Genomic DNA, 12,365 nt, shown 5'->3' with positions numbered 1-12,365 from the left:
CGGTCAGACCGACGCGGGTTCGCGCTCGGCGGTGCGGGCCACGTCGACGACGGGCTGACCGGCGAGCCGGATGAGGCCGTAGTCGTAGGCGTGCCGGCGGTACACCACCGTCGGCTGGCCGGTCTCGGCGCAGGCGAAGAGGAAGAAGTCGTGGCCGACGAGCTCCATCTCGTGCAGCGCCTGGTCGACGGTCATCGGGGTGGCCGGGTGCTGCTTCTCGCGGACGACCTGGCCGGGCAGGTGCTCCGGGAGATCGGTGCGGTGCTCGCCCTCGGCGAGGGCGGCGTCCAGGGCCAGCGCGCTGGCGGCGTCGACCTGGGCGGCCGAGGAGTCGACCCGGACGCTGGCCGGGGTCCGCCGGCCGTGGTGCACCCGGCGCCGGTCGGCGGCGCGGCGCAGCCGGTTCTCCAGCTTGGCCACGGCGGCGTCCAGCGCGGACTGGAAGTCCGCGGCGCAGGCCTCGGCCCGGACGACGGGGCCCTTGCCCCGCAGGGTGATCTCCACGCGCTGGCAGTTCGCGGACTGGCGTGGGTTCTTCTCGTGGAGCAGCTCCACGTCGAGGCGCTCGATCTTGGCGTCGAAGCGCTCGAGCTGGCCGACCTTGTCCTCGACGTGCTGCCGGAAGTGCTCGGGCACCTCGACGTTGCGACCTCGGACGACGATCTCCATGTGACCTCCCGAACTCGGGTGTGATCGACCCGACGCTAGCCCCGGTCCGGCCGGTCCGACAGTGGGCAGACCGGGTTGCCCGCCGGTTCACCGCTCACGCACCGTGAACACCCCAGGTCCGGGCCCGACGACGGGGACCGGGCGGCCGCGGGGGGTGGCCGCGACGACCGCGGCGACGACCGGCGTGTCGTGCCGGCGCGCCGCGGGGATCAGCACGGCGGCGGCCTCGGTGACCGACGCCCCGCTGCTGACCACGTCGTCGACCACCACCAGCAGGCCGCTCCCCCGCCGGACCGGTTCGCGCAGCACGAAGGTGCCGGCCAGGTTGGCCCGCCGCTGCCGGGCGTCCAACCCGGCCGAGTCGCGGACCCGGCCGCGGCGGCCCAGCAGCCGTGCCGCGGTCACCGGCACGCCGGCCCGGCGCAGCTCGCGCACGGCGGCCCGGGTCAGCTCGGCGACGTGGTCCCGGCCGCGCTCGCGCACTGCGGCCCGGCTGCTCGGCAGCGGCACCAGCAGCACCGGCCCGGCGCTGCCGGCACCCGCGCGGACCACCACCACGGCCAGCGCGAGTGCGGCCCCCAGCGGTGCGGCAAGCTCGGTGCGCCCGTGCTCCTTGAACGCGTTCACCACCGGGCGGACCGGCCCGGCGTAGGCCGCGGCGGCCACCGTCGGCGGGAACCCGTCGGGGTGCCGGCGCGGGGTGGCCAGCCGGGGCCGGGCCAGCAGGGCGGCGCAGCGGGGGCACATCAGGCAGCCCGGGTGCCCGCAGCCGGCGCACACCCGGGGCAGGACGAGGTCGACCAGCGGTTCGAGCACCCGGGGCAGCACCGACCGAGCCTGCACCCGGGCCGGCCCGCGGCCGGGCCACCGCGCCCCCCTGTGCACGGGACCCCGCGCTGTGGACGACGAGGCCCGTCGCGGGCTCAGAGGGGGTAGAAGGGGGCGCCGCCGCCCAGCGGCTCCTGGCCGCGCACCAGGGTCGACCAGGTGCCCGACACGAGCTGCCACAGCGTGCCGCCGGCGACCACCAGGGGGGTGCGGCTGGGCGCGGCGGCCACCGCGGTGGGCTGGGCCGGGAGCCCGGAGCGGCTCAGCGTCGTCAGGTCCCAGCCGTCCACCCCGACCGAGTAGGGCGCCGTCCCGTCCTCGTCCTGGGCGCCGGCCAGGACGACCAGCTCCGAGGCCGCCCGCCAGGCGACGTCGACCACCTGGGACAGCTCGGGGGCCACCGACCGCAGGTCGCGGACGGCGACCTGGTCGTCGCTGCGCACCACGGTGCCCACCAGCAGCTCGCCGCCGTCGGGCCCGTCGACGACGACGGCGGCCCGGACCCCGTCGGGCGAGAGCTGGAAGACCCGGGCGGCGCCCTGCTCGGGCAGGGTCGGGGCGCTGACCGTCTGCGGCGTGCCGGTCGCCGGCACCCGGATCACCTCGCTGCCGTCGCGGACGGTCCACACCTCGGCGCGGGTGGCCGCGGTCGTCGGGTCGGTGAAGGACCCGGCCGGGAGGACCGGGGCCAGCGCACCCCCGTACGGCCCCACCAGGAGGGTGGCCGTGCCGCCGGCGACGGACACCCCGACGGTGGTGCCCAGGGCGTTGGTGCGGGCGTCGGCGGTCACCGCGGCGGCGCTGAGCGCGTACTGCCCGGTGCCGGCGGGCCCGGGCGCGGCCTCACCGGCGGTGACGGTGCGCAGGGCGCCGTCGGCGACGTAGTGCCCGACCGAGACCGCGGGGACGGCGTCGGGGTCGAAGGACGCCCAGTCGTCGACGGTCTGCACGTCGGGGACGCCGGTGACGTCCACGGGGGCGCCGTCGACCCGGACCCGGACCGCGCGGACGTCGTCGAGCTGGTCCAGCGACCAGACGAGCTGGGCGCACAGCACGTTGAGCGCATCGGCGTTGTCGGCGGGCAGGCCGGTCAGGTCCACGGTGGCGACCTGCTGGGCGATCCGCACGTTGCTGCGCAGCTCGGCGCCGGTCAGCGGGTTGGCGACCCCGGCCGACAGGACGGCGGAGGGGCCGGTCAGCAGCCGGTCCACCAGTGCGGTGGCCTGGGACTCCCCCGACACCAGGAACCGGGGGTCGGGGACGACCCGGGTGCCGGTGGGGTCCAGGAAGTAGGCGTTGACCTCGTCGTAGGTGCGGGCGAAGTCCGGCTCCAGGAGCACCAGCCCGTCCCGGGGGTCGGCGATCCGCCACTCGCCGTCCTCCTGGACGAGGGTGAAGCCCTGGTCGTAGGTCTGCCCGCTGCCGGTGGTGAAGGCACCCTGCGCGTCGACGCCGCCGACCAGACCGGCGGTGACGGCGACGGTGTCGTCGTCCCCGGCGACCGGGGCGTAGTCGGAGCTGATCACGGTGATGGCGCCGGTGTCGCTCCAGCTGTCCGCGGCCTCGCCGGTGAGATACTGGCGGGCGACCGGGTGGTTGCGAGTGGTGCTGGCCATGGCGTCGACGAAGCCGCGGACGATCTCCTCGCGGCTGGCCCCGGGGACCGGGGGCAGCGCCTCGATGCCGACGTCCTCCGGCGGGTCGGCGACCTGGGTGATCTCCACCGGCGACGAGCTGGTGGGCACCGTGCCGCACCCGGCCAGGACGACGGCCAGCGCGACGAACGCCGGGCGGGCCCTCACCGCGGGCTCCGCGGGCGGCGGCGGACGACGACGGGGCGCAGCGGCAGCGGGGACCCGGTGAGGTCGGTCCCCGCGACCAGCGGCAGGGTCAGCCGGAACTGGGCGCCCTGGTCGGGCTGGCCCCACACCTGCAGCCAGCCGCCGTGCAGGCGGGCGTCCTCCAGGCTGATCGACAGCCCCAGTCCGGAGCCGCCGACGGTGCGCACCCGGGCGGGGTCGGCCCGCCAGAACCGGTCGAACACGTGCTGGGCCTCCTCGGAGTCCAGGCCGATGCCGTGGTCGCGGACGGTGATCGCGGCCGCCGTCCGGTTGGCGGCCAGGGTGAGCTCGACCGGGCGTCCGGTGCCGTGCTCGACGGCGTTGCCGACCAGGTTCCGCAGCACCCGCTGCACCCGGCGCGCGTCGATCTCGGCGATGACCGGGCGGTCGGGCACGCGCAGCTCCAGCCGGCAGTCCAGCCGGTCGGCGAGGGAGGTCATGTCCTCGACCACCCGCTCCAGCAGGGGGCCCAGCGCGGTGGGCTCGGCCTCGAGCTCGGCGGCCCCGGCGTCGTAGCGGCTGATCTCCAGCAGGTCCGACAGCATGAGCTCGAACCGGTTGACCTCGGCGTAGAGCAGCTCGGCCGACCGGGCCACGTGCGGGTCGAAGTCCGCCCGGGACTCGTGCAGCACCTCCGCGGCCATCTGCACCGTGGTCAGCGGCGTGCGCAGCTCGTGCGACACGTCGGAGGTGAACCGTTGCTGCAGCTGGGACAGGCCCTCCAGCTGGGTGATCTGCTTCTGCAGGCTGTCGGCCATGGCGTTGAAGCTGCTGGCCAGCCGGGCCAGGTCGTCCTCGCCGTTGACCACCAGCCGCTCCTCCAGCTGACCCGCCGCCAAGCGCTGGGCGCTGCTGGCCGCCCGCCGGACGGGGTCGACGACGAGCCTGGTCACCAGGACGCCGATGCCCACCACGAAGAGGGTCAGCGCGATCCCGCTGATGGCCACGGTGCTGCGCACCAGCGAGAGCGTCTCCTGCTCCTGGTCCAGCGGGAACGCGTAGTAGAGGTCGACCTGCTCCCCGCTGGGGCCCTCGACGGGCACGGGGGCACCGATGAGCAGCGTGGGCACCCGGCGGGAGGACCCGTCGTCCACCAGGCCGTACTGCCAGACCTGGGTGCCGGCGTCCACGGCGGCCACCAGCTCGGCGGGCAGGTCCGGGTACAGGCTCTGCCGGCTCTGGGCGGGACGCGCGGTGTCCCCGGTCCGGTAGACCAGCACGGTGTCGAAGTTGCCGGCCGACCCGTTGCGGCTCTGCAGCTCCCGGACGGTGCGGGCCAGCGTGGACCGCACGCTGGCCGCGTCACCGGTCACGATGCCGGCCACCTGCGACTGGGCGTAGGCGACGCCGGCCTGCGCCTGGTCGATCGCGGCGTTGCGCTTGACGGTGAGCAGCTGGGTGCTGATCTGCTGGAACAGCACGATGCTGACCACCACGACGACGACGCCGGCCACCAGCATCGTGATGGCCCCGATGCGGAGCTGGAGCGAGGACCGCCAGGCGTGCCAGCCGGTCGAGGCCCATCCGCGCAGGCGGGTCGCGACCGTCACCGACGGGTCATGCGGGGCCGGCCTTGTAGCCCACCCCGCGCACGGTCAGGACGACCTCCGGCCGCTCCGGGTCGCGCTCGACCTTGGCGCGCAGGCGCTGCACGTGCACGTTGACCAGCCGGGTGTCCGCGGCGTGCCGGTAGCCCCACACCTGCTCGAGCAGCAGCTCGCGGGTGAAGACCTGGCGGGGCTTGCGGGCCAGGGCCACCAGAAGGTCGAACTCCAGCGGGGTCAGCGCGATGGGCTCGCCGCCCCGGCTGACCTGGTGGGCGGGGACGTCGATGGCCACGTCGCCGATGGTGAGCGTCTCGGCCTGCCCGGTCTCCCCGCGCCGCAGCTGCGAGCGCACCCGGGCGACGAGCTCGACGGGCTTGAACGGCTTGGTGACGTAGTCGTCGGCGCCGGCCTCGAGCCCCTGGACGACGTCGATCGTGTCGCCCTTGGCGGTGAGCATGATGATCGGGACGCTGGACTGGGTCCGGATGTCGGCGCAGATCTGCAGGCCGTTGCGCCCGGGGAGCATCAGGTCCAGCAGCACGAGGTCGGGGCGGACCTGCTGGAAGGTCGCCACCGCCCGTGCCCCGTCGGAGACGAAGGCCGGTTCGTAGCCCTCCCGCCGCAGCACGATGCCGAGCATCTCGGCGAGCGCGGCGTCGTCGTCGACGACGAGCACCCGACCGCGGGTGGGACCGGGCAGCGAAGCAGGGGACGGCACGCCCCCATTGTGCGCGAGCCGGTGCAGAACGGGCCGCACCCCGGTCCGGGATCTCCCCCGGCCGGGGTGCGGCGGTGACGTGCTGGAACGGCCTGCTCGCCGGGTCCCGTGCCGCGCGGAGCGTGGTGCGGGGGGCGAGCAGGTCCTCTCAGTAGCGGTAGTGGTCGCTCTTGTACGGGCCCTCGACCGCGACGCCGAGGTAGTCGGCCTGCACCTTGGACAGCTCGGTGAGCTTGACGCCGAGGGCGTCGAGGTGGAGGCGGGCGACCTTCTCGTCGAGGTGCTTGGGGAGCACGGTGACGCCGGGGGTCTTGCCCTCGTAGGCCGCGCGGTTGCCCCACAGCTCGATCTGGGCGAGCACCTGGTTGGTGAAGGAGTTGCTCATCACGAAGCTGGGGTGCCCGGTGGCGTTGCCCAGGTTCAGCAGCCGGCCCTCCGACAGCACGATGATCGTGTGGCCGTCGGCGAACCGCCACTCGTCGACCTGCGGCTTGATGGTGGTCTTCACGACGCCGGGGATCTTGGCCAGACCGGCCATGTCGATCTCGTTGTCGAAGTGCCCGATGTTGCCGATGATCGCCTGGTGCTTGGTGGCGGCCAGCTGCTCGGCGGAGATGATGTCCTTGTTGCCGGTCGTCGTGATGATGATGTCGGCGGTGCCGATCACGTCGTCCAGCGTGGTGACCTGGTAGCCCTCCATGGCTGCCTGCAGGGCGCAGATCGGGTCGATCTCGGTGACGATGACCCGGGCACCCTGGCCGCGGAGGGCCTCGGCGCTGCCCTTGCCGACGTCGCCGAAGCCGCAGACGACGGCGACCTTTCCGCCGATCATGACGTCGGTGGCGCGGTTGATGCCGTCGATGAGCGAGTGGCGGCAGCCGTAGAGGTTGTCGAACTTGCTCTTGGTGACCGAGTCGTTGACGTTGATCGCCGGGAAGAGCAGGCGGCCGTCGCGGGCGAGCTCGTAGAGCCGCAGGACGCCGGTGGTGGTCTCCTCGGTGACGCCCTTGATGGCCTGGCCGATGCGGGTCCAGTACTGCTCGTCGGCGGCGATGGTGTCGCGCAGCACCTGCAGGACGACGGAGAACTCCTCGCTGTCGGACTCGGTGGTGTCGGGCACCGCGCCGTCGGCGGCGAACCGGGTGCCGAGGTGGACCAGCATGGTGGCGTCACCGCCGTCGTCCAGGATCATGTTCGGGCCGACGACGGTGCCGGCCTCGTCACGGAACTCGAACAGGCGCTGGGTGCACCACCAGTACTCCTCCAGCGACTCGCCCTTCCAGGCGAACACGGGGGTGCCGGACGGGGCGTCGACGGTGCCCTCGGGGCCCACGGCGATGGCCGCGGCGGCGTGGTCCTGGGTGGAGAAGATGTTGCAGGAGACCCAGCGGACGTCGGCGCCCAGCGCGGTGAGGGTCTCGATGAGGACGGCGGTCTGCACGGTCATGTGCAGCGAGCCGGCGATGCGGGCGCCGGTGAGGGGCTTGTCGTCGCCGAACTCGGCGCGCAGGGCCATCAGGCCCGGCATCTCGTGCTCGGCGAGGGAGATCTCCTTGCGGCCGAAGCCGGCGAGGGAGAGGTCGGCGACCTTGAAGTCGTCGGCGGTCAGTACGCGTGCGCCTATTGAGGCGGTCATGTCGCTCCAGAGTGTCCCGGCCGCGCCAGAGGGGCTGCGGCTGCGTCGGATCTGTTCGTGAGCGAGCATGCCGAGGCTTCGGCGGGGCTCGTGCCGTTGCCCAGGCTACCGGTTCGGCGCCCTGGCGTCTCGCGTACCGGGGGTTCGGACCACCCCCGGTACCTGGTTCACACCGCGCGCAGACCGGTGGTGGCGCGGTACAGGATCGCCGGCCCCTGGGCCTCCAGGGGCGCCCCCGCCGGCACGAAGGCCGACTGCCCGCGCTGGAGCACCAGCTCCCCGTCGTCGGTGGTCAGCACGGCGGTGCCCTCGGTGCACAGCAGGACCTGGGGACCGGCGGTGCGCAGGCTGCCGGCGTAGTCGCCGAGCTCGCACCGGGTGAGCTCGAAGTCCTCGACCGGGACCGGGTAGCGCAGGCCGCCGGGCCCGAGCACCGGGTGCAGGACCGGCACCCGGCCGTCGCCGAAGTCGAGCACCTCGACCAGTGCGGCGAGGTCGACGTGCTTGGCCGTCAGCCCGCCCCGCAGCACGTTGTCCGAGCTGGCCATCACCTCGATGCCCGCCCCGCACAGGTAGGCGTGCAGGTTTCCCGCGGGCAGGAAGACCGCCTCGCCCGGCGCCAGCTTGAGGTGGTTGCACAGCAGCGAGATGACCACCCCGATGTCGCCGGGGTAGGTCTGCGCCAGGCTGGCCGCCCAGCGGTAGGTGTTGATGAACTCGGGGTCGTGCGCGGCCACGAAGGTGGCGGCCTTGGCCGCGACCGCGGTCACCAGGGACTGCCGCCGCCGCGCCGACAGCGCCAGGAGCTGCGGCACGGCGACCTGCAGCCCGCCGCGCGCGAGGGCCGCGATGGTCGGCTTGAGCTCGGGCAGCTGGAGCTTGGCCAGGCAGTGCAGCGACTCCTCGACCGGGCGGAAGCCGCAGAGCGCCTCGACCGGGGTCATCGCGAGCAGGATCTCGGGCTTGTGGTGCGGATCCTTGAACGTCCGGGTCGGGTCGTCCTTCGGGATCCCCGCGGCCTCCTCGGCGGCGAACCCGACCTCGGCCTGCGCCGTGGTGGGGTGCGCCTGCAGCGACAGCGGCGACTCCGCGGCCAGCACCTTCATGAGGAAGGGCAGCCGGTCACCGAACCGCTGCCGGACCACCGGCCCCAGGAGCCGGTCGGGTTCGGCCGCGATGGCCGCGTCCAGGCCCCGCCCGTCCGACAGCCGGCTCGGGGCGTCGGGGTGGGCACCCATCCACAGCTCGGCGAAGGGCTCGGTGGCCGGGGACGCCTCACCCAGCAGCTCCGGGATGACGGTGCGACTTCCCCACGGGTAGTGCCTGATGGTGTTCGTCAGCTGCCACATCGTGCGCGAGGCTACCGGGGCGAGGGTCACCCCTCCGACGTCGACGACCCCGGGGCAGAACTTGAGGACCGCTCACCCGCACTGGGCTGTCCGGCCCGGCGGATGTCGGGCTCGAGGTAGATGACCGTGGCGATCGGGACGGCGGCCCGGATCCTCGCCTCCGCCTCGTCGATGGCCCGGGCGACGGCCTCGGCGGTGTCGTCGTGCCGAACCGCGATCTTGGCGGCGACCAGCAGCTCCTCCGGCGCGAGGTGCTGGGTGCGCAGGTGGATCACCGACTCGACGTGCTCGCCGCCCTCGAGCGCGGTCCGGATGTCGCGCTGCACGGCTTCGGTGGCGGCCTCGCCCAGCAGCAGGCTCTTGGTCTCCACGGCCAGCACCGAGGCGACCGCGATGAGGAGGACGCCGATGGCCACCGTCCCCAACCCGTCGTAGACCCCGTCGCCGGTGGCGGTGGTCAGCCCCACGCCCAGCATCGCCAGGACCAGGCCGGTGAGCGCGGCGGTGTCCTCGAGCAGGACGACGGGCAGCTCGGGGGCCCGGGCGTTGCGGATGAAGGCCCAGTAGCTCTCCCCCGCCGGCCGCACCGCGTTGGTCTCCCTGACCGCCGTCCGCAGCGAGAAGGACTCCAGAACGATCGCCACGCCCAGGACGCCGAACGCCCACACCGGGCTGGTCAGCTCCTCCGGCGCCAGGATCTTGTGCACGCCCTCGTAGACGGCGAAGACACCGCCGACGCTGAACAGCACCACCGCCACCAGGAACCCGTAGACGAAGCGGTCGCGACCGAAGCCGAACGGGTGCTGCGCGGTCGGCCGGCGCTTCGAGGTGCGGCCGCAGATCAGCAGCAGCACCTGGTTGCCCGAGTCGGCCACCGAGTGGATGGCCTCGGCGAGCATCGAGGACGCACCGGTCACCAGGAAGGCGACGAACTTGGCGATCGCGATGCCCAGGTTCGCCAGCAGGGCGGCGACGATCGCCCGGGCGCTGCCGCCGTGGCCGCCGTCGGCGTTCTCGGTGCTGGCCTCGGCCTGTTGCGTCACGGGAGGAGTGTCCCCCCGGCTCAGCGGGCCCGCTCGGCGTCCAGGGCCAACGCGAGGTACACCGCGGCGAAGTCGGCGGCCGCGACCTGACGGGCGACCCGGGCAAGTCGGGGTACGCCGTCGGCGTCCCCCTGCTCGGCGAGCCCGCTGACGGGCACGTTGCGCTCGGTCGCGGTGCGCAGCACCTGGTGCAGCGCCTCCGACGCCGACCGCGGTTCCCGCTCGGCCGGGCCGTCCGGGCCGCCGGCCTCGGGATCGCGGACGGTGATCAGCCGCAGCCGGCGGCCTTCGTCGTCGGTGCGGTCCCGGAAGAAGTCGTCGGCCCCGGCAGGGGCGAGGGGGCCACCGAGCACCGCGCAGGCCGCCACCCGCTGATCGGGCAGTCGGAAGGCCGTCGCCGGCAACCCGGCCAGCGTGGCCAGCTGGTCGGCCACCCGGCCGGCGGCCGCTGCGGCCAGCGGTCCCTCGGCGGCGATGACCGGGAGGGCGTCGAGCAGCTCGAGGGCCAGCAGCTTCGCCGGGTTGGCATACGTCGGGACGACGGGCCCGCAGTCGGCCGCCACCGCGTCGAGGGCGTCGGCCACGGCATCGGTGTCGGCGGCCTCGGCGGACAGCAGCCCGAGGTCGGTCGCCAGCCGGAGCATCGGGGTCAGCAGCGACCAGAGCGTGGTGTGCTGCACCCGGGACGGCGGCAGCGGGACGTAGGGCGCCCGGGCGCTCGCGCAGGCGGCGTGCAGCGGAGCGCCCTCGGCGCCGATGCCGACGACGGCCACGCCCCGGCGGGCCGCCTCGTAGGCCGGGGCGAGGGCGTAGTGCCCGGCACCGGTGCGGGTGGCGATCACGACGACGTCCGAGGCACCCATCCAGACCGGCAGCTGCGGGCCGGGCACCACGTCGACGGTCACCGGGCTGCCCGGACCGAGCAGGGCCCGCAGCACGGACGCCGCCACGGCACCCTCCCGGCGGGCCACGACGACCAGGCCGCGCGGGCGGCCGGCATCGGTGACCCGACCGAGCCCGGCCTCGGCGGTCAGCGCGGCGGTCTCGCGGACCTGCGCCCCCGCCCCGGCGACGGCCGGGAGCAGGCCGCGGGGGTCGCGGGCACGCAGCAGCTCCGGGTCGTCCAGGACCTCCTCGGCCAGCTCGGGCGAGGTCACGGCGTGCGGTGCCGGGCCTCGTCGAGGAGCAGCACCGGGATGCCGTCGCGCACCGGGAAGGCCCGGTCACAGGTGCTGCAGAGCAACTCGGCGGCCTCGACGTCGAGCGTCAGCGGGCTGTGGTGGGTGTCCGGGCAGGCGAGGATCGCCAGCAGGGCCGGGTCGATGCCCAGCGTGTCGGGGTGGGTCGTGGTCATGAGCGCACCATCTCCAGGACGTCGTCGCGGATCTCGGTCATGCGGGCCTCGTCGGGGGCCTCGACGTTCAGCCGCAGCAGCGGCTCGGTGTTGCTGGCCCGGAGGTTGAACCAGGCACCGTCGGGCAGCGTCACCGTCAGGCCGTCGAGCTCGTCGAAGGTGACCCGCTCGTCGGCTCCGTAGGCCTCCCGCACCGCGGCCACCCGCCCGGCTGCGTCCTCGACGGTCGAGTTGATCTCGCCGGACGCGGAGTACCGGCTGTAGGCGGCGGTCAGCTCCGACAGCGGGCGGGACTGCTCGCCGAGCGCGGCCAGCACGTGCATCGCGGCCAGCATCCCGGTGTCGGCCCGCCAGAAGTCCCGGAAGTAGTAGTGGGCGGAGTGCTCGCCGCCGAAGACGGCGTCGGTGCGGGCCATCTCCGCCTTGATGAAGCTGTGCCCGACCCGGGTGCGCACCGGCTCGCCGCCGTGCTCGCGGATGATCTCGGGCACCGCCGAGGAGGTGATGAGGTTGTGGATGATCGTGGTCCCCACCCCCCGGGCCAGCTCGCGGACGGCGACCAGGGCGGTGACCGCCGACGGGCTCACGGGCTCGCCGCGCTCGTCGACGACGAACACCCGGTCGGCGTCGCCGTCGAAGGCCAGCCCGATGTCGGCACCGTGCTCGGGCACCGCGGCCTGCAGGTCGACCAGGTTGGCCGGGTCCAGCGGGTTGGCCTCGTGGTTGGGGAACGAGCCGTCGAGCTCGAAGTACATCGGCACGATCTCCAGCGGCAGACCGGACAGCACGACCGGCACGGTGTGCCCACCCATGCCGTTGCCGGCGTCGACGACGACCTTCAGCGGCCGGCTCCCGGAGAGGTCGACCAGACCGCGGAGGTAGTCGGAGTACTCGCCGAGCACGTCCCGGCTGCTGACGGTGCCGGGCGCGCTGACCACCCGGTCGAACACGGCCACGCCGTCGAGCTGCTGCTCGGACCAGGTGCGGATCTGCGCGAGACCGGAGTCCTGGCCGATCGGCGCCGCGCCCGCCCGGCACATCTTGATCCCGTTGTACTGCGCCGGGTTGTGGCTGGCGGTGAACATCGCCCCGGGGAGGTCCAGGCTGCCGGCTGCGAAGTAGAGCATGTCGGTGGACCCCAGGCCCGCCTCCACGACGTCCAGGCCACGGGCGAGCACGCCCTCGGCGAAGGCCCGGGACAGCGGCACCGACGTCTCGCGCATGTCGTGGGCGGTGACGACCGCGGTGGCCCCGGTCTCGGCGTGCACGAACTCCGCGAAGGCCGCCCCGATCGCCCGGGCGACGTCCTCGTCCCACTGGTCGGGGACCACGCCGCGCACGTCGTAGGCCTTGATCAGCGACGACAGGTCAGGCACGGGT

At 74.1% G+C, this 12,365-nt stretch carries 11 protein-coding genes; all 11 read right to left on the bottom strand.

Translation table 11 applies throughout. From position 1 onward, the window contains the following. Positions 1-3: 3 nt before the first annotated feature. The 11 genes from hpf to UXQ13_RS06600 all read right to left on the bottom strand — a co-directional run bounded on the left by hpf (position 4) and on the right by UXQ13_RS06600 (position 12,361). On the bottom strand, positions 4-669 hold the full coding sequence (hpf, locus tag UXQ13_RS06650) for a ribosome hibernation-promoting factor, HPF/YfiA family (RefSeq protein WP_336392001.1): 666 nt from the start codon (positions 667-669) through the stop codon (positions 4-6). 87 nt (positions 670-756) lie between these two features. Further along, positions 757-1,497, bottom strand: coding sequence for a ComF family protein (locus UXQ13_RS06645; RefSeq protein ID WP_336392000.1), 741 nt, complete (start codon positions 1,495-1,497; stop codon positions 757-759). A gap of 95 nt (positions 1,498-1,592) precedes the next feature. Continuing rightward, complete coding sequence (locus UXQ13_RS06640) at positions 1,593-3,299, bottom strand: LpqB family beta-propeller domain-containing protein (RefSeq protein WP_336391999.1); 1,707 nt, start codon at positions 3,297-3,299, stop codon at positions 1,593-1,595. Then, positions 3,296-4,888, bottom strand: a complete 1,593-nt coding sequence (gene mtrB, locus UXQ13_RS06635; protein WP_225234690.1) for an MtrAB system histidine kinase MtrB — start codon at positions 4,886-4,888, stop codon at positions 3,296-3,298. The genes UXQ13_RS06640 and mtrB overlap by 4 nt, the downstream gene beginning before the upstream one ends. A gap of 7 nt (positions 4,889-4,895) precedes the next feature. Continuing rightward, positions 4,896-5,603: an MtrAB system response regulator MtrA gene (mtrA, locus tag UXQ13_RS06630; RefSeq protein WP_225234689.1), complete on the bottom strand. Its 708-nt coding sequence runs from the start codon at positions 5,601-5,603 to the stop codon at positions 4,896-4,898. Between the two features lie 148 nt (positions 5,604-5,751). Continuing rightward, a complete protein-coding gene (ahcY, locus tag UXQ13_RS06625; RefSeq protein WP_336391998.1) occupies positions 5,752-7,239 on the bottom strand; it encodes an adenosylhomocysteinase in 1,488 nt (495 codons plus the stop codon). 167 nt (positions 7,240-7,406) lie between these two features. After that, positions 7,407-8,588 carry a mannose-6-phosphate isomerase, class I gene (gene manA / locus UXQ13_RS06620; RefSeq protein ID WP_336391997.1) on the bottom strand — a complete coding sequence of 394 codons (1,182 nt, stop codon included), beginning with the start codon at positions 8,586-8,588 and terminating at the stop codon, positions 7,407-7,409. A gap of 26 nt (positions 8,589-8,614) precedes the next feature. Further along, positions 8,615-9,631 carry a cation diffusion facilitator family transporter gene (locus tag UXQ13_RS06615; protein WP_336391996.1) on the bottom strand — a complete coding sequence of 339 codons (1,017 nt, stop codon included), beginning with the start codon at positions 9,629-9,631 and terminating at the stop codon, positions 8,615-8,617. Between the two features lie 20 nt (positions 9,632-9,651). After that, positions 9,652-10,788, bottom strand: coding sequence for an SIS domain-containing protein (locus tag UXQ13_RS06610; protein ID WP_336391995.1), 1,137 nt, complete (start codon positions 10,786-10,788; stop codon positions 9,652-9,654). Next, positions 10,785-10,985, bottom strand: coding sequence for a Trm112 family protein (locus UXQ13_RS06605; protein WP_455428561.1), 201 nt, complete (start codon positions 10,983-10,985; stop codon positions 10,785-10,787). Before UXQ13_RS06605 ends, UXQ13_RS06610 begins: the two co-directional genes overlap by 4 nt. Further along, the gene (locus UXQ13_RS06600; RefSeq protein ID WP_336391994.1) at positions 10,982-12,361 is read right to left on the bottom strand and encodes a phosphomannomutase/phosphoglucomutase; all 1,380 of its coding nucleotides are present in this window, start codon (positions 12,359-12,361) and stop codon (positions 10,982-10,984) included. Before UXQ13_RS06600 ends, UXQ13_RS06605 begins: the two co-directional genes overlap by 4 nt. Between the last annotated feature and the right edge of the window lie 4 nt (positions 12,362-12,365).

Source organism: Klenkia terrae, assembly GCF_037083865.1.
Taxonomy (GTDB): Bacteria; Actinomycetota; Actinomycetes; order Mycobacteriales; family Geodermatophilaceae; genus Klenkia; species Klenkia terrae.
The sequence above is the reverse complement of the archived record's forward strand: the minus strand, read 5'-3'. Positions and strand labels throughout refer to the sequence as shown.